Annotated in this window: 26 protein-coding genes and 3 pseudogenes; 10 read left to right on the top strand and 19 right to left on the bottom strand. The window is 49.8% G+C overall.

Translation table 11 applies throughout. The annotated features are described in order from the left end of the window. Positions 1 to 450: 450 nt before the first annotated feature. Positions 451 to 1,770, bottom strand: a complete 1,320-nt coding sequence (locus tag WFJ73_RS17850) for a DRTGG domain-containing protein (protein WP_336774452.1) — start codon at positions 1,768 to 1,770, stop codon at positions 451 to 453. A gap of 37 nt (positions 1,771 to 1,807) precedes the next feature. Next, the gene (locus WFJ73_RS17845; RefSeq protein WP_336774352.1) at positions 1,808 to 2,302 is read right to left on the bottom strand and encodes a hypothetical protein; all 495 of its coding nucleotides are present in this window, start codon (positions 2,300 to 2,302) and stop codon (positions 1,808 to 1,810) included. A 147-nt stretch (positions 2,303 to 2,449) separates the two neighbouring features. Here WFJ73_RS17845 and WFJ73_RS17840 point away from each other — a divergent pair, with 147 nt between their 5' ends. After that, positions 2,450 to 2,824, top strand: coding sequence for a helix-turn-helix domain-containing protein (locus tag WFJ73_RS17840; protein ID WP_336774351.1), 375 nt, complete (start codon positions 2,450 to 2,452; stop codon positions 2,822 to 2,824). A gap of 85 nt (positions 2,825 to 2,909) precedes the next feature. Here WFJ73_RS17840 and WFJ73_RS17835 read toward each other — a convergent pair whose 3' ends face one another. Continuing rightward, positions 2,910 to 3,200 (bottom strand): hypothetical protein, encoded by a 291-nt coding sequence (locus tag WFJ73_RS17835; RefSeq protein WP_336774350.1) that lies wholly within the window; start codon positions 3,198 to 3,200, stop codon positions 2,910 to 2,912. A 204-nt stretch (positions 3,201 to 3,404) separates the two neighbouring features. Here WFJ73_RS17835 and WFJ73_RS17830 point away from each other — a divergent pair, with 204 nt between their 5' ends. From WFJ73_RS17830 to WFJ73_RS17810, 5 genes are read left to right on the top strand one after another with little or no spacing between them, the layout of a single operon-like run. Beyond that, the gene (locus WFJ73_RS17830) at positions 3,405 to 4,781 is read left to right on the top strand and encodes a YheC/YheD family endospore coat-associated protein (protein ID WP_336774349.1); all 1,377 of its coding nucleotides are present in this window, start codon (positions 3,405 to 3,407) and stop codon (positions 4,779 to 4,781) included. A 12-nt stretch (positions 4,782 to 4,793) separates the two neighbouring features. Continuing rightward, positions 4,794 to 6,014: a YheC/YheD family endospore coat-associated protein gene (locus WFJ73_RS17825; protein WP_336774348.1), complete on the top strand. Its 1,221-nt coding sequence runs from the start codon at positions 4,794 to 4,796 to the stop codon at positions 6,012 to 6,014. Beyond that, a complete protein-coding gene (locus WFJ73_RS17820; protein WP_336774347.1) occupies positions 6,011 to 7,387 on the top strand; it encodes a YheC/YheD family endospore coat-associated protein in 1,377 nt (458 codons plus the stop codon). Before WFJ73_RS17825 ends, WFJ73_RS17820 begins: the two co-directional genes overlap by 4 nt. Beyond that, entirely contained in the window at positions 7,387 to 8,550 is a 1,164-nt protein-coding gene (locus WFJ73_RS17815; RefSeq protein WP_336774346.1) for a YheC/YheD family endospore coat-associated protein, read from the top strand. Before WFJ73_RS17820 ends, WFJ73_RS17815 begins: the two co-directional genes overlap by 1 nt. Next, positions 8,550 to 9,029, top strand: a complete 480-nt coding sequence (locus tag WFJ73_RS17810) for a GNAT family N-acetyltransferase (RefSeq protein WP_336774345.1) — start codon at positions 8,550 to 8,552, stop codon at positions 9,027 to 9,029. Before WFJ73_RS17815 ends, WFJ73_RS17810 begins: the two co-directional genes overlap by 1 nt. Before the next feature lie 40 nt (positions 9,030 to 9,069). On the opposite strand, the gene WFJ73_RS17805 is transcribed toward WFJ73_RS17810, so the two are convergent. The 7 genes from WFJ73_RS17805 to WFJ73_RS17775 form a co-directional block, all read right to left on the bottom strand. Further along, entirely contained in the window at positions 9,070 to 10,551 is a 1,482-nt protein-coding gene (locus WFJ73_RS17805) for an S-layer homology domain-containing protein (protein WP_336774344.1), read from the bottom strand. A gap of 126 nt (positions 10,552 to 10,677) precedes the next feature. Beyond that, on the bottom strand, positions 10,678 to 11,370 hold the full coding sequence (locus WFJ73_RS17800; RefSeq protein ID WP_336774343.1) for a response regulator transcription factor: 693 nt from the start codon (positions 11,368 to 11,370) through the stop codon (positions 10,678 to 10,680). 20 nt (positions 11,371 to 11,390) lie between these two features. Next, entirely contained in the window at positions 11,391 to 12,857 is a 1,467-nt protein-coding gene (locus WFJ73_RS17795) for a sensor histidine kinase (protein ID WP_336774342.1), read from the bottom strand. 202 nt (positions 12,858 to 13,059) lie between these two features. Then, positions 13,060 to 13,728 carry an HAD hydrolase-like protein gene (locus WFJ73_RS17790; RefSeq protein ID WP_336774341.1) on the bottom strand — a complete coding sequence of 223 codons (669 nt, stop codon included), beginning with the start codon at positions 13,726 to 13,728 and terminating at the stop codon, positions 13,060 to 13,062. A 72-nt stretch (positions 13,729 to 13,800) separates the two neighbouring features. Next, a complete protein-coding gene (locus tag WFJ73_RS17785; RefSeq protein WP_336774340.1) occupies positions 13,801 to 14,676 on the bottom strand; it encodes a glycine betaine ABC transporter substrate-binding protein in 876 nt (291 codons plus the stop codon). Between the two features lie 9 nt (positions 14,677 to 14,685). Next, entirely contained in the window at positions 14,686 to 15,522 is an 837-nt protein-coding gene (locus WFJ73_RS17780) for an ABC transporter permease (protein ID WP_336774339.1), read from the bottom strand. Continuing rightward, positions 15,519 to 16,718: a quaternary amine ABC transporter ATP-binding protein gene (locus WFJ73_RS17775; RefSeq protein WP_336774338.1), complete on the bottom strand. Its 1,200-nt coding sequence runs from the start codon at positions 16,716 to 16,718 to the stop codon at positions 15,519 to 15,521. Before WFJ73_RS17775 ends, WFJ73_RS17780 begins: the two co-directional genes overlap by 4 nt. 252 nt (positions 16,719 to 16,970) lie before the next feature. Here WFJ73_RS17775 and WFJ73_RS17770 point away from each other — a divergent pair, with 252 nt between their 5' ends. Further along, positions 16,971 to 17,531, top strand: coding sequence for a GbsR/MarR family transcriptional regulator (locus tag WFJ73_RS17770; RefSeq protein WP_336774337.1), 561 nt, complete (start codon positions 16,971 to 16,973; stop codon positions 17,529 to 17,531). A gap of 54 nt (positions 17,532 to 17,585) precedes the next feature. On the opposite strand, the gene WFJ73_RS17765 is transcribed toward WFJ73_RS17770, so the two are convergent. The 4 genes from WFJ73_RS17765 to WFJ73_RS17750 all read right to left on the bottom strand — a co-directional run bounded on the left by WFJ73_RS17765 (position 17,586) and on the right by WFJ73_RS17750 (position 21,167). Then, positions 17,586 to 18,446 carry a PhzF family phenazine biosynthesis protein gene (locus WFJ73_RS17765; protein WP_336774336.1) on the bottom strand — a complete coding sequence of 287 codons (861 nt, stop codon included), beginning with the start codon at positions 18,444 to 18,446 and terminating at the stop codon, positions 17,586 to 17,588. A gap of 122 nt (positions 18,447 to 18,568) precedes the next feature. Continuing rightward, a complete protein-coding gene (locus WFJ73_RS17760) occupies positions 18,569 to 19,288 on the bottom strand; it encodes a YwaF family protein (protein ID WP_336774335.1) in 720 nt (239 codons plus the stop codon). Positions 19,289 to 19,318: 30 nt separating this feature from the next. Then, positions 19,319 to 20,638, bottom strand: coding sequence for a DUF4179 domain-containing protein (locus WFJ73_RS17755; RefSeq protein WP_336774334.1), 1,320 nt, complete (start codon positions 20,636 to 20,638; stop codon positions 19,319 to 19,321). Then, entirely contained in the window at positions 20,625 to 21,167 is a 543-nt protein-coding gene (locus WFJ73_RS17750) for an RNA polymerase sigma factor (protein WP_336774333.1), read from the bottom strand. Before WFJ73_RS17750 ends, WFJ73_RS17755 begins: the two co-directional genes overlap by 14 nt. Positions 21,168 to 21,308: 141 nt before the next feature. Between WFJ73_RS17750 and WFJ73_RS17745 the strand changes: the two are divergent. After that, a pseudogene (locus WFJ73_RS17745) lies at positions 21,309 to 21,425 on the top strand (short-chain dehydrogenase); the annotation flags it as partial. A 102-nt stretch (positions 21,426 to 21,527) separates the two neighbouring features. Here the strand turns inward: WFJ73_RS17745 and WFJ73_RS17740 are convergent. From WFJ73_RS17740 to WFJ73_RS17730, 3 genes and pseudogenes are all read right to left on the bottom strand, one after another. Beyond that, positions 21,528 to 22,402 (bottom strand): annotated as a pseudogene (locus tag WFJ73_RS17740) (cation diffusion facilitator family transporter). Between the two features lie 213 nt (positions 22,403 to 22,615). Beyond that, positions 22,616 to 23,485 carry an NAD-dependent epimerase/dehydratase family protein gene (locus WFJ73_RS17735; protein ID WP_336774332.1) on the bottom strand — a complete coding sequence of 290 codons (870 nt, stop codon included), beginning with the start codon at positions 23,483 to 23,485 and terminating at the stop codon, positions 22,616 to 22,618. Between the two features lie 26 nt (positions 23,486 to 23,511). Next, positions 23,512 to 23,829: pseudogene (locus WFJ73_RS17730) on the bottom strand (aldo/keto reductase); the annotation flags it as partial. Between the two features lie 249 nt (positions 23,830 to 24,078). Between WFJ73_RS17730 and WFJ73_RS17725 the strand changes: the two are divergent. Further along, positions 24,079 to 24,393, top strand: a complete 315-nt coding sequence (locus tag WFJ73_RS17725) for a winged helix-turn-helix transcriptional regulator (protein WP_127495480.1) — start codon at positions 24,079 to 24,081, stop codon at positions 24,391 to 24,393. Positions 24,394 to 24,467: 74 nt separating this feature from the next. Here the strand turns inward: WFJ73_RS17725 and WFJ73_RS17720 are convergent, their stop codons facing one another. Beyond that, positions 24,468 to 25,055 (bottom strand): DUF1349 domain-containing protein, encoded by a 588-nt coding sequence (locus WFJ73_RS17720; RefSeq protein WP_336774331.1) that lies wholly within the window; start codon positions 25,053 to 25,055, stop codon positions 24,468 to 24,470. A 170-nt stretch (positions 25,056 to 25,225) separates the two neighbouring features. Here WFJ73_RS17720 and WFJ73_RS17715 point away from each other — a divergent pair, with 170 nt between their 5' ends. After that, on the top strand, positions 25,226 to 25,456 hold the full coding sequence (locus tag WFJ73_RS17715; RefSeq protein WP_336774330.1) for a hypothetical protein: 231 nt from the start codon (positions 25,226 to 25,228) through the stop codon (positions 25,454 to 25,456). A gap of 23 nt (positions 25,457 to 25,479) precedes the next feature. Here the strand turns inward: WFJ73_RS17715 and WFJ73_RS17710 are convergent, their stop codons facing one another. Continuing rightward, a complete protein-coding gene (locus WFJ73_RS17710; RefSeq protein ID WP_336774329.1) occupies positions 25,480 to 26,553 on the bottom strand; it encodes a sensor histidine kinase in 1,074 nt (357 codons plus the stop codon). Position 26,554 lies beyond the last annotated feature (1 nt).

Here is a 26,554-nt window from a genome sequence, read left to right as displayed (position 1 = left end):
ACTGCATGAAGTGCAGTATATTAGCTATTTTGGAAGGTAGCTGAAGAGTTATAATGCATAGAATGCAGGATATTGTACCGATTTGAACCAATAGGGGCTGTTTTCCTTCAATATGCTGCATTCTGTGCAGGATATTCGGAACCATTGGACAGATTCGTCCCTTTATAGTGTATTTGGTGCAACGTAGCCGAAAGACAGAGCAGAACCAAAGTGAAGAGTCCAGATGAAGACTTACAAATTAAAAAGGGCTGCCAAACGAATGGCAGCCCTTTAACCTGTCTCCCTAAAGTATTAGGGAGTTTGAAAGTGGGGATGGAGGGAATGTGTCTCCTGAAGAGCGTAGCGCCTGCCTTTGTGAATCGTGAATTCTCGCATACGCGAGTTGATTCAAAAATTCACGATCACAACAGCAGCGGAAGGAGAGACATTCCTGAAATCCCCATGCCCTCCCTAATACGAATCAATCATCTGCGCCGTCATCATGGCCTTAGCCGCCAACCCCGTCTGATCGATAAGCTCGATTTCGAGCTTGGTCGCTTTGCGGCTCATCTCGAGCGCGCGGGGAACGATCGTAATCTGGCTGTCGATTTGGACCGGTTTAACGAAGAAAGCGGTCATCCCGTCAATCAGATAGTCCCGCTTGCCCGCGTCCCGGATCATCTGCCTTCCGGCCAAGGTCATCAGCGTGACTAATATCCCTTCGGACACCATGCCGAGAGATCCGGACATTTGAGGCGTAATGGCTCCTTTGTAGAGCGGAACGCCATCCACCTCATCCGCATCAAAGCCGGACCAGATGAGATCGTCGAAGGTCTCTCCGATCTCCTGCTGCTTGCCTGCAAAACGGAGAGCGTCCAGCAGCTGCTGGCGAGTGACGACCCCTAGCAGCTTACGGTGACGGTCCACAATCGGCAGCAGATCAATCCCTTCCGCCGCCATCGTATGCGCAGCTGAAGTTACCGCAATGTTAGGCGCGGCCGTGATCGGATGTCGGGTCATCAGCTTGTCGATCGAACTATCATCCGCTGAACCGGTTGCATCCTTTGAGGTCATCATGCCGACAACCCTGCCTCGGTCATCAATAACCGGGAATCGGTAATTGCCGGTCTCCCGGCTCAGCTTATGAAAGTCGAGCAGCGTATTGCCGGACCTAAGCACATCCGCCGGCCTGCTAAACGTCATCAGATCCTCAATAAGCATAATCTTGCGTTTGATAAGCCGGTCATACATTGCCCGATTAATCATCGAAGCTACGGTAAACGTATCATGCCGGGATGAAATGATCGGCAGTCCGTTCTCGTCGGCCAGCGCTTTCACTTCCTCGCTTGGCTCGAATCCGCCCGTAATCAGAACGCCTGCTCCCTGCTCCAGGGCACAGCGATGCGCGCCGCTCCGATTTCCTACAATAAGCAGGCTGCCTTCATCGATGTAGCGGAGCATCGCATCCAGCTCCATCGCACCGATTACAAATTTGTGGAGCGACTTGTCCAGCCCCGAGGTGCCGCCGAATATATGCCCTTCGACAATCTCCGCCACTTCGCCGAAGGTGAGCTGATCCAGCGCCTCGCGCCTTCTCCGGTCAATGCGGACCGTCCCGATTCTTTCCTTCGTGCTTACAAGGCCGGAAGCTTCCGCTTCCTTAATCGCTTTATAAGCGGTTCCTTCGCTGACGCCAAGCGCCTTGGCGATTGCCCTTACCGAGATTTTCTCGCCTATATCGAGCGTCTCTATATATTGCAGAATTTGTTCGCGCTTCGTGCTTGTATCCATTCCGGAAACGGATGCCACCGGCACCGCCCTCCCCCAATTAAACCTTCGTTCGTTTCATTCCATTATACCAGTCGATAGAGACGGCTGCGACCTTTAGTCCTGCATCCACATCTTCCCCGTCTGCTCCGGTACAACGATATTTGTCGAACACCTGCTGGAGGGACTGCACCGTAAATGCTTCTTGCGTTCCTTTAAATATAAAGGAGTACCAATCATAATTGATAGGTACGGGATACTTCAGCTTCAATATCGGATAATTCTCAAGGACGACCGATTGAGGAGGGATCTCCGGATATTGGCTGGAAAACAAGAAGGATCCTTTCTCGCTAAATGGCCTTGCGATCGTCTCCGACCGCAGGCTCATCTGATATTCCACATGCTGCGTACGGGGATTCACCCTGCAATTAAAGCTGCCGTGCGCCTTTGCCGATTTATTGGTCTTATGTAAAATGCGGTACGTGAACTGCACCTGAAACCGCATATGCTGATAGTAAGTCTGCACGTTTCGAAAAAACTCAAACTCATCAACCATAAGCGTTGCTCCTTGTTAAAAAGTTCCTATTTAGGAAATGATGTTAATAGGTAGAACCTTTTTACACAATTATAATAAAAAGCATAACCTTTGGTCAATGACTATAGGCACTATTTTCAATAAGGACTATAAGACGTTGTTGCCGGGATGGGAAAGCTCTATCTTAAGGCTGAGGTGACGAATGTGAACGAAATCAGCCGAAATATCGGTGAGAATATACGGGCAATACGCAAACAAAAGGGCTTCAGCCAAGAGCAGCTGGCTCTGCGGGCCGAAATAAACGGCTCTTATATGGGGCAGGTGGAACGCGGCGAGAAGAGTCCTACGGTCGACGTCTTGAGCAAAATTGCCCACGCTCTCCAATGCCCGCTTGAGCAGCTGGTCCATATGCCCGGGACACCTCACGAAGAAAGCACCTATGCGGAGAAAATCGCATCTCAGCTTCAGGGTTTATCCGTCAAGGAACAGGAAGCGGTATATAAATTCGTCAAGCAGCTTGTTCAGTTCAAAGATATCGATTAACAGACATACCCGATTACCCCATCCTCAAAAAAGCTTAGCAAATGAAAAAGCCCCCTTACGGGGGCACGCGCCTTGCCTCTATTCCTTAACCTCTTGCCCTTCGGTTCGAACCCCTGTCCACCGCCTGCTGCAGCCTGCGCTCCCAGGTATTTCTCTTCATCCGCTTGATGCGGTCCAGTTCCTTTTTCCTCTGCTCGTTCATCCAGAGCAGCGCATTCAAGTGAGCGGCAATGACGAGCAGCGCAAACAAAGTCCACACTACACCGAATATCGTCACTGCATTCCAAGGACCCGTAAGATCCAGCTTTGGCACCCCGTAGAACAGCATCGCCAAAGCAACTGCCAGATACATAATATGCCGGGCTTTTCCCCTCATTCATCTCAACTCCCGCTTCAATAGCTTTTGCTTGTCCGCACCACTATCCTATGAAGACAAACCCCCGGATATGACCGCCCCACTAATTTCTTTGGCCAATCACCAAGGAATAGATGTCCTCATATGATGAAGTAATTCGTGTAAAACACCTATGGGCCTTTATCCGCTTTTCGTCATCCTCCTGCTTGGAAGGAGATTTACACAATGCAAAAATCGAAAGTAGCCGTTCAGCTTATCAGCTCCGGCATGCTTCCGGAAGATACGATTATGCTGGGTGAAGCCTACCTGAAGCAATGGCATATTTCTCACAGCGTGTCGATCGTATTGCGGTTCGGAACATTCAAGAAGACGGTAAAGGTCATTCCGGTACTGAAGTACGACGGAATGCGCATGAACCAATCGCTTGCCAGACAGATGGGCATTCTTAGCAGCACCGCCCTTCGCCTGAGCTACGATTCCTCGTCTTCCACGCTTAGGCTTGGGCCTCTGATCGGCGTTCTGATTAGCCGTGATTATCCGAGTACGCCCGACAAACCGTTTGGCACGATTACGATGTTCTGCAAGGAATTGGTCGACGGCTGCGCGAATCAGGGGGCGCATGTTTACTTTTTCACTCCGAACCATATCTCGGGAAGCAGCGACAAGCAAATCGAAGGCTGGACCTTTTCAAACGGTTGGAAACGGGCAAAGCTTCCGCTGCCGGATGTCGTGAACAACCGCCTGACGTCCCGCAAGCTGGAAAGCCGTACTCTTGTACAGCAGTTTTTCAAAGAAATAAAGAACACTCATCATGTCAGCGTGTTTAACGAAAAGTTCCTGGACAAAATGGAAGTCTTCGATGCGCTAAAAAAAGACGATAGTGTCCGGCGCTATCTGCCGGAATCCCACTTTCTCCGCAACTATACCACGTTGAAATCGATGTGTTCCCGTTACAGCAACGTATTCCTCAAGCCGTCCAAAGGCAGTCTCGGCAAAGGCATTATCCGTGTGACAAGGCTCGAGGGAGACAGCTATCAGGCGCATTTCACAACCGGCACCGGAACAAGGCGGCAGGTATACCCGAACCTTGAGAAGCTGTTCTCGAGCATTTCGACCAAGATGAAAACCATTAAATATCAAGCCCAGCAAGGACTCAATCTAATTGAGATCCAGAAGCGGCCGGTCGACTTCCGCGCTGTGGTGCAGAAGAACGCAACAGGCAAATGGACGCTGACCTCCGTAGTGGCGCGTACCGCGAGCAGCCAGCATTTCGTCTCCAATCTCGCACGCGGGGGAACGCTCAGTACCGTTAGCGAGGCTGTCGCGCGTTCCAATATTTTCGCCGGCAAGGAAGGGGCCTCCAAACGCCTCCGAACGGCCGCTCTGACGATTGCCGAAGGAATCGATAAGCATATTCCGGCGCATTTCGGCGAGCTTGGAATCGATTTGGCGCTGGACACCAATGGCCGCGTATGGCTGCTGGAGGTTAACTCCAAGCCTTCGAAAAGCGACAACACGCCTCTCAATCAGGAAAATGACAACAAGATCCGTCCATCGGTCCGAAATGTCATACAATACTCCCGCTTCCTGTCGGGATTCTAACCGGAGGCCCTTATGAAGGCTGCGCTTGTGAGAGTAGGACTGTATGTCGCTTCCATAGAGGCCGGCGCAGGTCCGGAGAACGGCATTAAACTGCCGGAGCCGGCATTTGCGCAAATGCTCAGCGAAGCGGCCGGCCCTCTCGCCATTGACCTGTATGTCTTCTCCCCAGCCGAATACGAGGAAAAAAACGGACAGCTGAATGCCTTCCGGCTTCGCCATGGCAGCTGGGTAAAGGAACCCTGCCCGCTTCCGGATATCCTCTACGACCGCTGCTTCTATCGAACGGCTGAAGAACGCATGCTCTGCAAAGCGGTACTTGCGGCCATCCGGGAACAAAAGCCCGTGACGATCTTAAACGGAAGTCTTCCCGGCAAATGGGAGGTATACGGTACGCTTCGCCAGGACGCTCTTCTGGCGCTGCTTCTTCCTTCCACAACCAGGCTGGAACGCCCGGATACCCTATTGCGCCTTCTAACAAGCAATAACGGGGAATTGTTCCTAAAGCCATCGGCGGGCATGCAAGGCAAAGGGGCTATTCATCTGAAGCAGTCCCCTTTAACCCGCGAATGGGTTGCTGCCGGGCGGACCGGAAGCAATCTCCCGTTCCGGCTTCGCTTCAACCACTATTCTTCGTTGTCGCAATGGATCACTAGATTTATGGGGAATGCGTCTTATATCGCTCAGCCTTATCTGCAGCTGACAGACCCGGAAGGCAATCCGTTTGACCTTCGCGTGCTTGCGCAGAAAAACGGCAAGGGACGCTGGGGCGTCACCGGCTCCGCCGTCCGTGCCGGAAGCTCCGGAACCGTCACATCCAATCTTCATGGCGGCGGCACGGCAAGCCAGCCATCCGATTACTTGTCCCGTCTGTTTGGCGAAGCAAAAGCCAAGCGGATGATGAATAAAATAACAGATGCCAGCCTGCAGGCAGCAGAGAAGCTGGAAAACAACTACGGACGATTAGCCGAGCTGGGCATTGATTTCGGAATCGAACCGGACGGACGGATATGGCTACTGGAAGTAAACTCCAGGCCAGGACGTTCCTCCTTCCGGCTGTCCGGCGACAACCAGGCAGAGCGGATGTCCGTCGAGCTGCCGCTCCGATATGCCCGCCTGCTTACGCAGCGGCTTAACAAACCTTTGATCATAAACGACTCCGCAACAGGTCGGATCCAAGACAGTCAGGCAGACAAAAGGATCCGGTCTGATAACGTTCAGGAGGTTCACCCATGAGCTTGACAACTTGTAACGTCCATTTCTCGCAACAATCGGATAAAGTCATTTATTTATCCAACACGCTTCTCAAGGAGCTGAAGCTGTCCGGCAAAAAAACCGTTCATTTGAAGCTCGGCAAAGAAGTGGTAACAACAGCCATCAGGCCTGTCAGGCGCCAAGGCAATCATCTTTATCTGTCCGCCGGGGTCAGGCAATACATCCGGGTACCCAAAACCGGCAGCATCTTCGTCCATAAAAACGGCGAAAATGAAGTTCAAATCGGACCGCTCATCGGCGTATTAAGCGATTCGGGCTATAGCGAGTCGGATCGCCAGCCCTTTGGCATGAGAACAAACTTTATCAAGCAGATTATCCGGTCGGGGGACCGGAAAGCTTTCCTGTTCGGTTTTACTCCGCAGGATATCAACTGGCAGCAGGAGACGGTGCTCGGCTACTTCCTCAACTCGCAGGGCGGCTGGTACCGCAAGACCGTTCCGCTCCCCGATGTTATCTATAACCGGCTCCGGAGCCGCAAAGCGGAAACGTCCAATTATATCGGTTCGCTCCGCGAAAGGCTGCTTCGCAAGAAAATTCCTTTTTTCAACTGGGGCTTCTTTAATAAATCGGATGTGTATAAGCTGCTGGATAACGATCCTGAGGCTCTTCAACATTTGCCGGAATCCGTAGCCGCGCCAACAAGCGAGAAGCTGAAGCAGCTTTTGGAGAAGCATCATTTTGTCTATTTCAAACCAACGGCAGGCAGCCTTGGCGTCGGCATCTACCGGCTCACCTACCATCCGAAGCGCGGTTATTTCGCCCGCTATCGGAAGAGCGGAAAAAACGTCCTGCTGCGCTTCTCTTCCTTTAACAGCCTGTATAAGATGCTGCAAGCGCGTCATGGCGCAACTCTGAGCAGCTATGTCGCTCAGCAGGGCATCAGGCTAGTGGAGATTGACGGCTGCCCTCTCGACTTCCGCTTTCATATGCACAAGAACGGCAAAAACGAATGGGTACCGGCAGGCATCGGCGCGAAAAAAGCCGGCAAAGGCAGCGTAACGACCCATGTGAAAAACGGCGGTTCGCTTATGACGCCTGAGCAAGCGTTGAGCCGCGCATTTGGCGCAAAGGGCAAAGAAATCTTGGAGAATGCGAAAAAGGTCTCCATCAAAATGGCTGAGGCGATTGAGCGTAATTATCCGCACCGGCTTGGCGAGCTGGGCCTCGATATCGGCATCGACAAAGATAACGACATCTGGATGTTTGAAGCCAATGCAAAGCCGGGACGCTCAATCTTCAAGCACCCTTCCCTTGAAGCGGAAGGCCGTGCATCCGTGGAATGCATCGTTGATCATTGCTTGTACCTCAGCAAGTTTCAAGGAGGGAACAGCTAATGGAGCTAAGAGCATCGAAGAAAGAAGAGGTGTATGATCGGCCGGCTGGACGCCTGGTACTCGCCATACTGACGATTGAGAACGACGAACAGTTATTCCGGGGCAACCGGAATAACTTCGCTGACATTATAAAAACGGGCCAAGAAAAAGGATTCCTTGTCTATGTGCTCACCGTAAAAAACCTGGTCTTGAACCGTTCCACACTGCGGGGATTTGTCTATATTGAACAGAAGGATACATGGCAGCAGCGCTTGCTGCCTTTCCCGGATATAATCTACAACCGGATTCCGCAGCGCGAAGACGAAATGCTGCCTGCCGTCCGGAACAAAATCGCCGCTTGCATGCGGGATCCGCGGATCAAATTGTTCAATCCTTCCTTCTTCAACAAATGGTATTTGTTCGAATGGCTGCGCGGCAGCAAGTCGACCAAACCTTTTATCCCGGCAACCCGCAAGCTGCTAACGGCTGCAAGGCTGGAGAGAATGCTGCAAAAGCATCCCTTTCTCTACCTGAAGCCGGAGAGCGGCAAAGCCGGCAAAGGCATTATGACCGTCATGGTGCAGCCCGACAAGCCGCTTCCGTATCTGCTTAAGGTGCAGGAGAACAAAAAAAGCTCTACCTTTAGCTGCGCGGATTTTCAAAAGCTGTGGAACCGCATCAAGAAGGAATGCGGCAGCGAGCCTTATATCGCCCAGCAAGGCATTCAGCTTGCTTCCTTTAACGACCGCCGGTTCGATCTCAGGGCTCTCGTGCAAAAAAACGATCGCGGCAAATGGGATTTGACCGGCATTGGCGCAAGGGTTGCCGGCTCCTCCAGCATTACGACCCATGTCCCAAGGGGCGGTTCCATCGAAGATCCCGAGAAGCTGCTGAAAAGCTCCTTCAACGCCGATCAGGCAAGAAGGATTCTGATTAAAGCGAAGCAAACCTCGATTATGATCGCCAGACAGATCGAGAAGGGCTCCGGCTTTATGCTCGGCGAAATGTCCATGGATCTAGGCATCGATAGTCAGGGACATATCTGGTTTTTCGAAGCCAACTCGAAGCCGATGAAGTTCGACGAGCCGCATATCCGGCAGAAGTCGCTTGAGCGGATATTCCAATACAGCACCTATCTGGCCAGAATGAGAAACGAACGAATAAGGCAGGAGGCGACGAGATAATGGAACTGCAGCTGCTTACTCCCGAACAATGGGCGATAGAACGTAAGAGACTAATTGATTTTGCCGTCCGTTTCGGGGAGAAGCGACTGACGGTTGCAGCCATCCATTCCCTTCGTCGCCTGCCCCCCGAGCTGCTCTCGGAGAAGGACAGCGAGACCGTTATGGCGGTCGCGCGGATTGGCAGCCGAATAGTAGGACTTGGTTATGCCGAGGAAGCAGGCGAAACATGCTGCATCATCGTAACCCATCCCGAGGCTCGCGGCCTTGGGATCGGGTACGCGGTGATGGACGCCATTATGAAGAAGCTGGGGAAATTGACCTGTCAGGTTGCGCTCGACAACGTGCCTAGCCTGACTCTCTTCTTCCGCCTTGGCATGAAGGCGGTCTCCATGTCGACCGGACCAACCGGCAAGCCAACGCTGCGTTTCGAGTGGTCACAAGAAGAGACAAAAGGGGCTATCCCGCCGTCACTAAAATGACGTTGGGATAGCCCCTTTTGTATTCGGACTTCACCGTCCATTAATTCGAGCTTAGCTTCACGTTGCTTGCCGTTGCCCAGCTTCCGACAGGAGTTACTTCATATTGAACGCCGGCCCCAAGCTTGCCGTTATTCTGAAGCTCAAATACGCCAACGGCGCCTTTACGGGTCTGCACTTTGTATTGCGCGGTCAAGGTGGTCCCGTCAGAGCCTTTAAGGGCAATGGAACGGTAAGCGAACAGCTCGTCGCCGGGATCTGCCGTCAACGTTACGTTCAGCGTTGTATCGTTTACCTTATCGACGGCTGCGATCTCAAGCGGCTCGATGCTTTGCGCGGTAAACGTATTGTTCTTCACGGCGAACCAATCGGAAGTGACCGTATATTTCACGCCTGGCTGCAAAGTTTTGCCCGCCGGCAGACGGAATTTAGGCTCTTGCTTGCCGTCGGTCGATTGCGTAAAACCAACGTAGTTAACCGTCGTCTGCTCTCCGGTCTCGGATGTGAGGACAGCTTGTCTTGTTGCAAGCGACGAGATTATTTGCATCTGCTGGCCGTTAAGCTTATTGTTGTCATCCAACACAACGGCATCGGCACCGCGGCCGCCGGCATAAGCGGAAATAAGATAGCCGTAATCGATAACACCGCCCGAACGGAACGACTCGACTTCAAACGTATCGGAAGTAACCTGGCGTGCATTTTGAAGCTGGATCATCTCATCGCTTGCCAGAGCCGTAAAGTCCTGCTTGCCTTTATAGTTCAAGGAATACGTTGAGCCCGGCTTCATCGTCTGCACGGGAATAATATATGTCGCGATAGCTCCGGTCTTCAGGCGAGGCTGGTTAACCAGCTTAATGCCGTCGCTAAAGGTGAAATTGGCATTGGCCTGATCCGTTGTTTCGTCCGTTAGGGTAAGAGGAGCCGTGAAGGTAACCTCGAATGTGATTTTATTAAGAGCCTTGATGGATACAATCTCCGCATTAGAGGAACGGATCGCTTGTTCCGACAGGACGAGAAGCTTCGCCGCATCGCCCCGGTTCAACTCTTTGCCGTCAATCTTCATGCCAGACATCCAGTATTGGACCGATTTCGTATCCCGCTGCAGCGCTTTGGCAATATACTGGGCAGCGTCCGCGCTGGATGCCGGCTGATTAGGCCGGAAGCCTTGCGCGCTTTCGATTAGTCCGGCAGCTACAGCCGCGTCGACATAAGGGGTATACCATTTGTTACTAACGGCCTTGGAATCCGAAGCCGTCTCCAGATCAAGCGCAAGCACAATCATCTTAATAAGCTCGGCATTCGTTATTTTCTTTTCCGCGCGAATCGTTCCGTCTTCATAGCCTTGAAGCACCTTTTGGCTGACTAGCTGCTGGATCACTTGCTCTACCGATTGATCAAAGTAAGCCGAAGCGCTGGCGACCGGACCCGCAGCAGCCGCTTTCGCCTGGACGGGCAGGAGTGCTCCTCCTCCAATTAGTACCGTTAAAGCCGCGATTGCCGCCTTTTGCTGGATCTTCTTCATCATTCATCTTTCCTTTCCCGTTTAAAGTGAGTGCCTGTTCCTGAATCTATCTTAGGCCGCCGCTCTAAATTCGCTGAAAAGAAAGTATAAACAAACTATAAATTGTTCGATAACTTTTACAAAACGGCGTTAGACCGTAAAGCGGTACCCCGCTCCCCAAACGGTCTCGATAAACTGGGGATTGGACGGATCAGCCTCAAGCTTTTCCCGGATCCTTGATATATGAACGGTCACCGTCGCAATATCCCCGTTCGAATCCAGCCCCCAAATCTTCTCGAATAGCTGATCCTTGCTGAATACCCGGTTCGGATTCGTCGCCATAAAGACGAGAACTTCAAATTCCTTCGCCGTAAGAAATATCTCCTGATCATGCACAAAAACACGATGGGAGGATGGATTAATCGTCAGCTCGCGGATGCGCAGGCTGTCGTCGGGACTACTCTTCTGCCCGCTCTTAAACCGTTCGTAGCGCGCCAGATGGGCCTTGGCCCTTGCTACCAGCTCGTTGGGACTAAAAGGCTTAGTCACAAAATCGTCCGCGCCAAAGCCAAAGCCGCGGATCTTATCCAGCTCTTCGTTTTTGGCGGACACGATAAGAATCGGCACATCCAGCCGCTCCCGGATCGTCTTGCAAATCTCGAACCCGCTTATGCCCGGAAGCTGAATATCCAGTATAATCAAATCGTAATCCCCGCTTAATGCCTGCTTGAGTCCGCCCTGCCCGTCATGGCAAATCTCCGCCTCATACCCGTGCAGCGCAAAATAGTCCTTCTGTAGCTCCGCGATATAGGGATCGTCTTCCACAATTAAAATGCGCGTCATGCCGTCACCGCCTGTTATCGTTATCGCACTCGTTTGAGCGTAAAGGAAATACTCGTCCCCCGGCCAAGCTCGCTGCTCGCCCGAATCTTGCCGCCATGTCCTTCTATAATTTGCTGGGCAATGGCAAGGCCAAGCCCGCTCCCTCCGGCAACCGTCTGATTGCGCGACGGCTCCACCCTGTAGAAGCGTTCAAAAATATGAGGAATGGCTTCCTCGGGAATGCCGGGGCCATTATCCGTTATCGTAATAACCGCATCGTCCTCATCGCGATTAACCGCAATCGTAATACGCTTGGGCGGCTGATTCATATACTTGAGGCAATTATCAAACAGATTGATCAGAACCCGCTTCAGCTTCTCGCGGTCTGCAAGCACGAACAGTGGCTGCTCCGGCATGTTCTCCCAGCTTACATCCACATGCTGATTATGGAATTCGATCGACATATCATCCGCCGTATTATAGAGGAAGGAGCTTAGCTCCAGCTTCTGGAACGAAAAAGGCTCCTTCTTCAAATCCAGCTTGGAGAAGTACAGCAGCTCATTTACAAGCCGTTCCATGTCCGAAGCGCGGGTATGAATCGCCGACACGTATTTGTTCAACTTCTCTTCCGTGTTGGTGACGCCGTCCCGGATCCCTTCGGCATAACCTTTAATCGTTGTAATCGGCGTTCTCAAATCATGAGAAATGTTCGAGATCAGCTGTTTGCGGTTCTCTTCGTAATGGAGCTGCAGTTGAATCGATTCGTACAGCCTTTGCCGCATCTGATCAAAGGTTTGGACCAGCTGCCCCACCTCATCCTTCGAGGCCGCCTTCAGCTCAAACGTCAAATCCCCGTCCTTGATATGCTCGGCTGACCGTCTAAGCTGATCCAGCGGCTTAATGATTTTCCGGGTGACATAGCGGTACAGCAGAACACCTGTCAGCAATAAGATAACCGCAAACAAACCGATCAGAATCGGAAGCATTCTGCGGATGACCTGGGCGAACGGACTCCTCTCATGGATGACAAAGATGCTGCCCTTCTCCTTCGTTTCGGACGAAAAATAAAAATCAAACTTGGAATAGGAGAAAAACCGGCTTCCTGCGTTAAGCGTATTTCGGATCACGTTGTTTCCCATATCGTATTCCGGCAGGATAGACGGAAAATCAACGCCGCTAAGCGAAGGCGCCGCGTATAGAATCGAATCGTTTACGCGAACGACAAGCGCCGCCTTTTCCATCTTCAGATCGGTATTGTATTTCTCCAGCAGCTTTATGTTCTTTAATTGCTCCGGATCGTTTTTCGCCAAATACTTCAGGTCAAGAAAGAGACTCTCCTCTTCTTCGGACAGCGGATGGAGCGAATAATGAATTTTGTAAAAGTTATTGAAGCTGCGCACATCTCCCGTTACGGCAACGGACAGCAAATAGGACGACAAGACAAATAAAATAACCGATACAATTACGACCGAGGTAAACGATAGCAACAATCTGAATCGCAAGGACAATGTACATCACCGCACTCTGTATTATTTTTGCTAAGTGTAAGCTATTTCGGCATAACCTAAACGCGATTTTCAGGAATGGTGCCCATTAAAGCATAACAGAAAGGTGTAACAAGTCCCCAAACAACATCTAAACAATTTATAAACGGCAATAATCAGAAAAATGGCGTCACAGTACTTATTTCCTGTGACGCCATCTTATTCGTTATTTTAATAATGCTAAAAGTTCCGGCATGGCCTGAATGCACGCGTCCGCATCTGCCAGCTCGGAGTCGCGTCCGTATCCGGCATACGCGCAGCCGATTGCGACAAGGCCGTTGCCTTTGGCCGCTTCCACGTCCGAGGAACGGTCGCCTACCATCCAGGCCGTCTTGACCTGATGATCGCCGAGCAGCTTGGCGACGAGGTCAACCTTGCTCGCCGTCTGAAATTCGCCTGCGCTATAAAGGCCGTCGAACAGCTCCGCAATGCCTTGGAAACGCGCCACTTCTTTGACGTAAGCTTCCAGCCCATTGCTGGCCACAAACAGCTTGATGCCTTGCTCCTTCAGGCTCTTCAGCGTTTCCGCGGTTTGAGGGTACAATCTGCCTCTTCCCGCTTCCAGCTCCTCCAGCTCATATTGCACCATCAGCTCATCGGCGCGAAGACGCGCGGCTTCCGAGCTGCCCGGCATCAGCTTCCGCCAAATATCCTCGAGCAGCATGCCGAGGCAGCCAAGCAAATCATCGAGCGGAGGAGTCCGGTCGTAAAGGCCTTCTTCGCGCAAGGTACGGAACAAACGCTCGTGTACCGTTTCCAGAAGGGTTGCTGTTTCAAACAAGGTGCCGTCCATATCAAAGATTACCGCTTCCGGCCGGTCAAATTGAATCGCCATGACATTTTCCCCCTTTGAAGTCTGCCATTATCATAATGGATAGGGGGGCAAGCCGCAACCATGCAGCCAAGATTACTTCAAGCCTTCCAGCCACTTGTCGACTTGATCCGAATGGCTGTCGGCCCAGGCTTTCGCTGCCTCTTCCGGCGACTGCCCTTCCTGGATCGCAACCATGACCTCTGCCATATCGTCCGCCGTCCACGTGAATTGGTCGAGCAGCTTATAAGCATCGGACTTATCCGATTTGAGATCTTTACGGGCAACGGTATGGATGCTTTCCTCACCGCCGTACACGCCTTTTGGATCCTCCAAATATTTCAGGTCCATGTTGGCGAACATCCAATGCGGCGTCCAACCCGTCACGATAATCGGTTTCTTCGCTTCATAAGCCTTCTGCAGCTCCGTCGCCATAGCGGCCGAGGAGCTTTCGATTAGCTTCCATTTACCGTCAAGACCATAATCCTTCAGCGCTTTTTCAGTCGATTGCATAATACCGGCACCAGGCTCAATCCCGATGATCTGATAATCAACCGATTTGCCGGTGGCATCGTTGTTGAGATCTTTTATCGAGTTTTCCTTCATATAAGAAGGAATAACAAGCCCTGTTTTTGTTCCTTCCAGGTTAGGACCAAGATCCTCTACGCTGCTTCCGTACTTCTCCAAATACGAGGCATGCGTTGTCGGAAGCCAAGCCGCTACCATGGCATCGGCGCTGCCATCCGAAACTCCCGCCCACATTGGGCCCGCATCTACCTGAAGGAGCTCAACGGAATAATCCAATTTCGATTCCAGAACGTATTTGACGACATTCGTGCTTGCAATCTCCGAATCCCAAGCCACGTAAGCCAATTTAATCTTTTTCGAGTCCGTTTTCTGTGAGCAGCCTGCCAGCGCAGCCGCCAATACAATTACCGCAGTTAATGCCAATCCCCATTTTTTCTTCAACATGCTTCACCTCTAGCGTTTATTTTTTTTCACGATATGGTTAGACATCCGGTCAAGTAAAATGGCCAATACAACAATGGAAATCCCCGCTTCAAAGCCGATTCCGGTTTTCGTCTGGGTAACCGCGCGGTATACGTCGGCCCCTAGTCCTTGCGCCCCGATCATGGAAGAAATAACGACCATGGACAGCGACAGCATAATCGTCTGATTAATTCCCGCCATCATGGTAGGAAGCGCCATAGGCAGCTGGAGCTTGAACAGCTTCTGGTTAGGCGTGGAGCCAAACGCATCGGCTGCTTCCACCAGTTCAACAGGTACCTGCCGGATACCGAGATTCGTCAGGCGAATCGTTGGCGGTACCGCAAAAATAATCGATGCAATGACGCCGGGCACTACCCCAAGCGAAAAGAACGATACGGCCGGCAGCAAATACACGAATGCGGGCATCGTCTGCATTAAATCAAGCAAAGGAGTTATAATACCTTGCAAGAATGAACTTCTCGCGCACAAAATACCGGTTGGCACGCCAATGATAATGGAGAGCAAAGATGCTGTAAGCACGATGGATAACGTCTCCATGGCATGCTCCCAATAGCCTAGATTATCAATCAGCAGCAGTCCGATAAGCGCAAATGCGGCAACCTTCCATTTTCCGAGGAACCAGGCTAATGCCGTAATAATCAGAATCATAAGGATTGAAGGACTGAAGAGAAGAACATTTTGCAGAAAATCAACGATGGAGCCTATAATCAGGCGGATGAAGTCAAACAAAGGGGTAAAATGATTTTCTAACCAGCTTTCCAACGATTCAATCCAATTGCCTAACGGAAGCTTCGGAATATTATTCATCTTGCACCACCTGCCTCTGGTATTGCGTTTCCGGCAAGTGCGGCGAACACGGCTCCGCGAATGACGATGCCAAGCAGCCGGTTCGTGTCATCCGTTACCGCGAGCGGAATGCTCGAGGCTGCCATCGGTTCAAACAATTCATTAATCGGTGTTGCCGAGTCTATAGTTGGTACTTCCTTAATCAGGATATCTCCTATCGACAAATTCTCTTTCAGTGCCGCGGAAGCAAGCTCTGCCGTGATGACGCCAAGAAGCTTCTTCCCTTTATCGGTCACGTACAAGCTCGATACCCCTTGCTCCTTCATAAGCTGAAGCGCAACACGCGGACCGCGTTCTAAAGTAATCGTTGCAGGCTTCTTCATGACATGAGCAGCGGTCAACACTTTGGAGAGATCTACATCCTCTATAAATTTTTCAACGTACGGGGTAGCCGGCTTGATTAAGATCTCGTCAGGCGTACCAATCTGAACGATAACGCCGTCTTTCATTAACGCAATCTTGTCCCCGATGCGCAGCGCCTCGTCAAGATCGTGGGTAATGAAGATGATCGTTTTCTTCATGGTGGATTGCAGCTGCAATAATTCATCCTGCATGTCTTTGCGGATCAGCGGATCAAGCGCGCTAAATGCTTCGTCCATAAGCAGAATGTCCGGATCGTTGGCCAGCCCTCTGGCCAAGCCGACACGCTGCTGCATGCCTCCGCTTAATTGATCCGGATAGCTGTTTTCCCATCCGCTTAGGCCTACCAGCTGCAAAGCTTGCTCGGCCATTTGCCTTCGCGATTGCTTCTCGATTCCTTGAATCTCAAGGCCGTATTCTACGTTTTGCAGAACCGTCCGGTGAGGAAACAGAGCAAACTTCTGAAAGACCATTCCCATTTTTTTACGGCGGAATTGCCTGAGCTCTTTGGCGCTCATCTGAACGATATCCCGCCCTTCAAACAAGAGTTGACCAGACGTAGGCTCAATCAATCGATTCAACAAGCGGATTAAGGTAGACTTGCCGCTTCCGGATAAACCCATGATGACAAAGATCTGGCCTGCTTCAATCGAGAAGCTAGCCTGGTTTACCCCTACTGTCATTCTTGTTTCTTTTAGAATTCGTTCTTTCGTCCATCCCTGCTTGAGGAACTGCATCGCTTGCTCCGGATGACTCCCGAATATTTTAGTCAGTTGTTTGGCTTCGATGATGGACATACTTTCCCTCCCTATTGCTTCGTAAGCATAAGCTCACTTTATTTGGTCTGACGCCAGTTTAGGCTTTTTTACCTTAATTAGTCAACACTAATATCCGTACGTAATTTACGTACAGTTTAAACTTTACGATATAAATACTCCTGATCCCTTCCATTTCCTCCATAATGCATATGGAAATGAAAGCTTTACATTTAAATTCAGATCGGCTTACAATAACAATTGAAGTGTGACAAGGTGAGCCAGGAGGCAATTATGGACGAAAACATGGGCGGCTTAACGCCCGAGCAATCACGGTCGCTGCACGTAACCCGCCAGCGTGTGATTGACTCGATCGGAAAAAACATGGATCTTTATGGCATAACTTTATCAATTGGCCATCTGTATGGTTATATGTATTTTCAAAACGATCCCATCACTCTGGATGAAATGAGCCAGGAGATGGGAATGAGCAAAACATCGATGAGTACGGGCGTACGAACACTGATGGATTTGAAGATGATCGATAAGGTTTGGGGCAAAGGCTCGAGGAAAGACTTTTACGAGGTGGTTCCCGACTGGTACCAGAACTTTACGGACTTCTTCTCGATTAAATGGCGGAAAGCCGTGGAAAGCAACATGGTCTCTCTGCAAAAGTCATTAAAAGAGATTCACGCGCTTCAAGCATCAGATCCCGATAACAACACCTTGCAGGAAATCACTTCAGTGGACGAGCAGAAAATTAACGAAGCTCTCAAATACTACCGCTGGCTGCACCGTTTAATCGATTCGTTCGAATCCGGTGAAATATTCGATTTTATCCCGAAGGAAGACTAAATAAGAGAACCCTTTAGCGATGGGCTAAAGGGTTCTTATTCGTTTGTCGTAAGACTAAATATTTATCGTGCCTTCGATACAGGTAACGGCATAGCCGCCGATTAATATTTTTCCGTTATCCTTGAATTGAACTTCTACTCTTCCGTCCCGGCCTACGCAGCTTCCCTGAGCTGCAACATAGTTCTGAACGTTTAACAACCCGAGATTTCTAATTAACGTTGCCACGCACCCGTTACCGCTGCCGCACACGGGATCTTCATTAATTCCTTCGTTAGGGGCAAACGACCTCACTTCAAGATCAGCATTGGCCTCTTCGGTCACCAGCCCAAATACGGTTACGCCAGTTACCCCTGAAGGAATCAGCGTTGCCAGTCTCGCCATGTCAGGACGCAAGCATCGCACCTCATTGGCATCGGAAAGCTGAAGCGTAATCCAGACGGCACCAACGTCAATTTTTGCGCTTGCTTGTATGCTAGAGGCTGGAATTCCCAAGGCCTTTGAAAGCTCCGCTAAGTCACATGATTGTACGCTCTGTACATGGGGCTCCGGCAAGGAGAGGAACAGCTTGTTTTCATCAATAACTATGTGAACCAGCCCGCTCCCGCATTCCTGCACCAGGCGTCCCTCCGTGTTTGGTTTGCGGCCGCTTTGGAGCACGGCAAAGGCCGAACCGATAGTCGGATGTCCCGCAAAAGGAAGCTCGCTGTTCGGGGAAAAAATGCGCAGCCGATAGTCAGCCCGCGGGTCTGTCGGCGTGCAAACAAAGGTAGTCTCGGACAGATTCGTCCAGTTTGCGATAGCCTGCATCTCTTCCGATGACAATCCATCCCCTTCCATCACTACGGCAACAGGGTTTCCTTTAAAGCGCCTATCCGTAAACACATCCACTTGTTGAAATGGAATTGCATGGTTCATTTCTATTCTCCTCCTCATCCTATATAGATAATGACATTGGAGAGGAGAGGAATAAAGAACCATCATTCCGGATTTTTCGGCATACGGTGGTTTCTTCTAGCCGATGAGCAATTTCGCTTCAATTACATCCGCCGTCTTCTCCATCGGATAAAGGGCAGGTACATCAAGGCGAATAGGACAAGCGCAATCCCCTCTTCCGCTACCAAATAATACGGATACGGCCCCAATAAGTCTAATAGGGATGCTCCTTCAGGCTTTTCCCTAAGGAACATGTAGTTGGCGCCCAGCCAGTAATCCGTACCCCCCACCACAACGAGAAGAATGTTCAGAAAAATCATCGTAATCCAAACGGATTTCCATGTTGGCCGGAAGCTCTCAATCCATGTCATATAAAGAGGGGCAAGGATAATGGCGATATGGACAATAAAGAAGTGAAAAAAACGGAAATGCGGATACGGATAATCCAAATCCGGCGTCAACATCGCTTGCATCGCACCGCCAATACCGGCGAAAAATACAATCTGATATAGCAGTTTGCTTCGCGTAAACAACATAATAATCGCAAGCATTTGCGATATACTGCAGAGCTCAAGCGGAAGCGTATATTTAACGCTCCAAAGCCCCACGATGGCGTACCAATAATAAAGAAGAATTTGAGGTGCTAGAAGACCAAAGAGGATACTATACCGGATCATGGTTTTTACTGCAGTATTGCTCCTGATTCGGGTCCGAAAGCCATAAAGAAGAAGAGCCAGCACAACCAATGCGGCAAGCATAACGATGTGCGAGCTTGAGTAGGGAATAAATTCTTCTTCCACGTACCGTGCAAAAAACGAAGTCAAAGCTTCCCTCTCCCTTCTTGGATTACGGCTTTACTTTTGAGCAATAGGAATGGCTATCTTTGTATTATACTCCTTAATGTAATGGAATCCCTCTAACAGCAGAAATTCCGGTTTGTCCTCAGTCTGAACGGAGTAAGTCTGCTCTCTTAGAATATTCCCGTTCCCGAGATCCCATGGACGGGAGGCGGATACCGAAGCGATTGGGACTTTTTTGCCGCCAGCCTGCACAAATAAATTAGTGGTGTCCAGTATTGTGAATTCTTTTCTGGCAATGACGATATCATAGCCGCTTCCGGTTTGCGTTACGCTGCGAATCCATATCTTCTCGTTGTTGATTTTAATGGAACGGTCGGAAGGTGAAGTTAGCGGAATCGGCTTCGTTATCTTCTCGTAACCGCTGAATTTATCGAGTACGATTTCAAGCGATTCAATCTTATCCGTTGGGAGCACATCGTAACTAAACTCGAATGTAGGGCTGTTTTTTCCGTCTAACCCGCCCGACCGGTAGCCGAAGTATTCCACCTCGGTGCCATTAACAAAAAGCTTTGTTTTCCCCGGGAACATCGGGTGCCCTCCGTTATTATTCAGTTCGTAATGTCCTCTAATGACCGTTGAAGTCGGAGAAGCTATGACGGAGTCGTAATGAACCGTTCCTGTATCAACAGGCACCGCTCTCGAGACTTTCTCGTTAATGATGCTTTTCATAGCCTTGTTGGCCTCAAACTTGAAGGAGATCAGTTGTTTTTCTTGTTCGCCGCTATCCAGCCGCTCACTGAAGCTCGCTGTTAATGTTCGGGAAAACGGATTTACGGGCTCGAATTTATAAACCCCTTGGAACTGTGTTTTATCCTTGCTATAATTACCTCCGCCTTCCGTCACATTGGAATTCGTCAAAAATCCTTTTACTTTGGTTACGCCGTAACGGATAAATTCATCAGCCTTAAATGTTAAGCCCTCCGGCAGCTTGATGGTGTAATACATTAGAAAGGCATTATCGTCAGCAATAACTCCGTTTATCGTAATGACGGTGCCATCCTTGAACGTTTTGCTCTTATTAACGCTCTGTCCGTAACCCTGCTCTGCGACTTCGGAGAAGCTGAGCGAGGTTAACTCCATTCGGTTAAGCAGCTTACCTCCAATGTATGCGAATGCCGGGTATTGATACGTGGATACGATAATCAGCAGAGCCGCTGCTGCGGAAATGCTCCACATAAGAACCTTGTTATTCCTGCGTTTTTTCTCGGGAATCCGGTGGAGAGCCCGCCGCAACCGATCCTCCAATTCATCTGGAGCCTGGATCTGAATCAAATTTTGTTTGTGCCTTTGGATTTTATCCTCAATCGCTTTCATAACGATCACCTCCGATAATCCCCTTTAATTTCTCTATGCCCTGCGAAATTCTTGATTTAATTGTTCCGAGCGGAGCCCCCGTCATATCGGCAATCGTCTGATAAGGAAAGTCATGGACATAACGGAGTTCTATAGCTTCCCGCTGATGGGCATTCAGATGGGAAAGCAGCGTCTGCATATCGATCTCGGCTTCCGTGCCGCGATACGGGTTTTCTTCCGTTAACCCATTAACGGCTGCTTCCTGCTCGTCCTCAAGCGGCGTGAACTTTCCGTTCTTGCGAAGCATCGCCTTGCATCGATTAACCAGAATCGTTTTGCTCCAGCTGTAAAAAGCATCTCTCTTTTGGAGCTGATCAATCTTCTCGTATAAAGTGACAATCATATCCTCCATAGCATCCATCGCATCATGCTCGTTCCCCATGTAGGTATAGGCAAGGCGATAATATGCGTCCTGGTCGGCCATAATTAGCTGCAATAAAGCTTCTTTATTGCCATTCTGGGCTTGTCTGACTAACCGGCTTACCCTCAATGTTCTCTCCCCTTTCATAGATAAGAGCAAGCTGAGGCTTAAAAAGTTCATTTTATTTAAAAATGTTTAGGAATGAATCCGGTACATGGGGACACTGCCCTTGCATGAATCCACATTGGCATACGCTGCGGCAAAAGCAGCCGCCCCGGAATACCGGAGGAAGTAGCTGAGCTCGCTGCATTCCGGACTCCGGACTGCACTGCCGCTATTCACGGCAGCGAATATGTCATAGACGGAGGCACGATACCAACCGTTTAATTTTTACTGAGAATGTGCAATGACCGCTCGCCTACAGACGAGCGGTCCTATATTGCTAACAGTTAGTTTTGGGAAATGATAATGACCATGATGCATCATCCCTTATTTCGCTGGCTCATAATGCACGTGTACTTCAAGAACTTCCGAAGTTTTTTCAACTCATTCTCTACCTCTGTTGCTACATCATGCGCTTTATGGAAATCGAGGTTCTTATCGATTGACAGAACCACGTCAATCACAGCGTTACTCCCATAGTTCCTAGCCTTCAGATCTTTTACATCCTCAACTCCTTCAACTTGCTTCGCCGTTTCTCTAAAGTCCTGTAGAGCTGCCTCATCAAAACCGTCCGATAAATGGTGGGAGGCTTCACGGAAAATATCCCATGCCGTTTTAAGAATAAGGAGTCCAACCGCGAAAGCTGTAACGGGATCAAGCCAAGGCAGTTTGAACTGAGAACCAACAATGCCAATTACTGCGCCTATACTCACCAAAGCATCCGAGATATTGTCCTTGGCAGCAGCCATGACCGATTGGCTTTTAATTTTTCTAGCCAGACTGATATTGTAACGATAAACAACGTACATAACCGCCGCACAAAATAACCCTATCCAAACCGCAATGAAATCCGGGGATTGCTCGCTGCCTCTAAATACGGATGAAACAGCATTGATTAACACCTCTATGCCAACCGCCATCATAATAAAAGAAGCGATTAAGGAGGCGATCGTCTCCGATTTCCAGTGGCCGTACGGATGATCCTCATCAGCCGGCTTTTGAGCTAGTTTTAGACCGATAAGCACCGCTATAGAGGCTACGATATCCGTTGCATTGTTTAATCCGTATGCTTTTAATGCTTCCGATCCCGATATATTTCCTATAATCAATTTGAGCGCAGATAAACAGATGTAGGCAATAATGCTGACAATAGCTCCGCGTTCGCCTAATTTAAGGTTTTCATAACGTTGTTGCTGCTCCATGCTTCTCTAAAAACTCCCTTCGACTCATCAATGACTTTTTCAATCGTACCAGCCAAAGTTGAAGTGGGTCTAGAGAAACGTTTTTTCAATAAGCGAACATTGTAAACCGGGACAAACTATGTTTACTGGAGCAATTTTTATTGCGGTAAGGCAACATATATATATAAATGGCAGCGGATTCTGAGTCCCGCTGCCATTCTCGTATTTCAATCATCAATTCGGAAGTTCGGAAGGCACGACAAAGCCGCATATTTCAAGCCCCTGTTCATTCCGTTGCTTTAGATCCCGCAGGAAATCGATAAATCCGATACGAGGCTGCCACCCCATAACCCGTTTTGCTTCGGATAAATCATGCTGCTCAACTTCCTTAGGCAATTCGATGCCATAGCTATCCAGCAATTGGGCGCTGCCCGGAACTTGCTGTTCGCACCACTCCGCCCCTAATCGAGCAAAATCGGACCGAACATGCTCGGGCATGCCATGGCTCGTATGGATAATCGTCCGGAACAGTCCGAATTTTTCCGCAGCCGCGGCTTCGAGCGCCTTAACCGTCGCCGAAGCAATGTCCCTCCGGTCAACGCCGTTGCGCAGCAGTCTGGCTCCGAATTCCAGATACGGTCTAGGGATAAATTCATGGTAACGGAGCATTGCGATGGAGGCCCCTGTCATCTCATGATAAGCCCGGCATAGATCTTCGCCTATTACCTTGCTGACGCCATAGACAGACCCCCAGCCATAAGCCATAGATGACGCGTAAACAATAGAATTAATACCTTCTTTTCTGCATGCCTCCAATACATTGTAGGTACCGTCCACGTTAACCGCAAAAATCGTATCGTCGCTGACAGGCGGTTGATGAGCGCAATGCCAAGCTGCTAAATGAATAACTCCGTCCATCCCCCGTACGGCCTGCTGAACATCCGAGACCGTCCGCGTATCGCAACGGACAAATTCGGCTTCCCCCTCATTTATTGCCCTGGAAGGCATGACATCCGCCATTCTCACTTGATGTCCCGCTTGCAGCAGCTCCCGGCATACCGCTTGTCCCGCATTGCCGGATGCGCCAGTTACAAGTACTTTCATCGTTTGCGCCCCTCCCTATGAAATGACTAAATTTGCTCGTTTATCTTCAAATCATCCTCAGACAACAATGGCCGAACGGAGGCGGATACATTTTGAGCTGCTTGTTCCGCTGTCTTTGCTCCTGGAATCGCAACGGAAACCGCCGGATGGTTCAGCACGTAGCGGAGCGCTACCTGCGACAAGGTACGTTCATCATTCGCAAGTCCCTTAAGCGTTTCCACTTTGGCAAGGCTATCAACAAACCAAGCTTCCTTCGGCCAATTCTTCCGGATGTCGCCGTCAACAAATGTCGTTTCTCCATTAAATTTCCCCGTTAGAATTCCCATCCGCAACGGACCTCTAAGCCACCGATTGCCCATGCTCCGAAACCGATCTCAGACACTTCAATTCCCGTTTTGCCCAGCTTTCTCGTATACATAACGAACCTCCTTAGGATAGCGTTCTGCCCTATCTTAATCGAACTTGAACGATTCCGTAAGTACGCACTTTAACCATAGTTTGTTACCTTGCGGTGACTATTGGAAGGAAAATCGACTCCCTTCTTCGAATACTATTCGAAGAAATGTTCACCTAAGCATAGGAGGCAATCAGCAATGGGAAACCCTGAAATCTATGAGTGCGAGATAGAGAAGTCATTACGAATCATTGGCGGCAAATGGTCGTTTCTCGTCATTCGCGAGCTATTCTTTCATGGAACCAAAAGATTCACCGAGCTTAAGAGCGCCATTCATGGGATCAGCTCTAAATCCCTCACGGAGACGCTTCGACATCTGGAGGAAAATCAGGTCGTCATTCGCTCGATCCATGCCACCGTCCCGCCAACCGTTGAATACCGGCTGACAGCTAAAGGAGAAGCATTCAGCGGTATTTTGCTCGAGATGAAAAAGTGGGTCCGAGACTGGGCTTAATCAACCTGCCATGCAGCAGCGAGGAATACAAAAAAAGCGGCCGGCTTTTCCCGGCTGCTGTCGTGTCCCAAACCTTATTTACCCATGCGAATATTTTTGACCGTTTTTCGTTCAATGGTCAGATTCTCGTAAATTCTTTTGCCGCCGTTTCCTAACGGTGCTTGTGCCAATAAACCAACTTTGACGGTCTCATCCGCAGGCAAGGCGAAAAATCTCATCATATAGTAATTCTCGCCATCCGTGGAATAGTGGAAAGCAAAGGAATTCCCGCTCCTGCAAACTTGCAGCCAGACCGTGTTATCATCGATATTGCAGCCGTTCGCATCATCTGATTCTTCCTTCGTAACAACGCTAACAACCGCGTGAGTATCAAAATCAGTTAATTCAAAGCAAGCCTTTGCCCAATGCGTGAGATCCTTCATGACCATAATGGAAGAAGAATCGTATGTATCTTTAAATTCATGCGACACCTTCACCCGCATAACAAAATCCCCGGATATATCCGTATAGTAAAAAGGCGCATTGCATAGGGATTCCGGCGTGATCCCTTCATCTGCTACTGCTCCAGGGTTAATGAAAAAGTCGCTCTTCTCTGTTGCAAGTATCTCTATTCGGCCATCCGTTTCAATAATTTCGCTTTTGTTCATCCATTCAAAATTCATCGTTCTACCTCCAATTCATTAATGGAAATTACTTATAAAAGTAACACATTTAGTAATTAAGGGCACTATAAAAATATGAACGGTTGGTAGAGCTAAGCTTTTCCTGCAAACCGTTTGAGAACAGTAAATAACCGGGTAAGCATTCCTATAAACGATGGGAGGTGACAGCGATGAATCCATTCGAACGAAGCGCCGACCGCCGGCGCAAACAGCAGGGGAAGCGCGACAATCCGGAGGGCGTTCCAACGGAGAAAGAGTGTCTGTTCGACAAGTTTGCCAGCGAACGCACCGTTGATCCGATTCCGGTCGAGGACCAGACTATTGAGCAGCAGGACGAGAAGGAGAAAGACCGCACGAAACGGGATTCCTCCAGCGAACGCAAGTATCGTACAGGGATATGACCGGACCCGTTATCCTGACCCGTTCAGCAGTTATCGTCAGCAGGAATCCAGCCCGAGAGAAGGGCCCCTCCTGCTGGATGATTGCTAGCAGCTAACTCGCCTCCATGCTGGCGAATGATTCGCCGTGATATGGTGAGCCCTAAGCCGGCTCCTCCGGTCGAGCGATTCCTTGACTTCTCTCCCCTGTATAGCGGTTCAAACACCTGCTCCTGCTCTTCCGTTGAAAAGCCCTGCCCGGAATCGTGGATCGAAAAAGACAATCGATCCCTCTCTCTCCAATATTGAACGTAAATACGTCCGCAATCCGGTGTATGCCGAACGGCATTGTCCAGTAGATTACTTATTGCTCGCTCAAGCAGATGCGAATCTCCATGGATTACGCAGTCGTCCGGCATGGAATGGAGAAGAATGGAGATTTGCTTGGCTTCCGCTTGCGGCTCCAAGCTCTCTTTCGATTTTTGAATGATATCTCTAAAGTCCACCCGTTTTTTATTTAACTCTGCCTCCTGGTATTCCATCTTCGTAAAAGTGAAGAGATCCTCAACCAACCGATCCAATTGCGCCGATTTTTGCTTGCACACGGCTACGTATTTTGAAATTTGTTCCGGTGTTTGCGCTATGCCTTGCTCAAGTCCGTCCAAATATCCGCGTAAGGCAAATAACGGCGTCCGCAAGTCATGCGCGACGGCAGCGATGATGAACCGACGCTCTTCCTCCAGCTTCGCTTGTTTCAAATGCGAATCCTGAAGCCCGTTCACCATTATCTCAAAGCCATTCCGAACTTCGTTTATTTCCCTAATGGCCGATTGGGGCAGCTCTATGTTCCAATCGCTTCCTGCTATCTTGCGTGCTGCCAAGCCTAAGCCCTCAAGAGGCTTAAGCAGGAGCCTCCGCATTTGCATGCCCACGATAAAGAAAGCGGTCAGCAGCCCCACGAAAGCAGCTATCATGGGAACCGCATAGGAATCCGGCCGGTCCTCTCTAATATGCATGGAATTAGTAGTAATAAAAAATACTACGGCAAAGAAAATCCAAGGCAGCAGCAGAAGTAATCCTAAGCTGAGCAAGGAATGCGTACGAAGACGAAGTTTTTGCATC

Source organism: Paenibacillus sp. MMO-58 (assembly GCF_037146255.1).
In the GTDB taxonomy this organism is placed as follows: Bacteria; Bacillota; Bacilli; order Paenibacillales; family Paenibacillaceae; genus Pristimantibacillus.
Note: the sequence above shows the minus strand (reverse complement) of the source record. Positions and strands in the feature narration are given on the sequence as shown.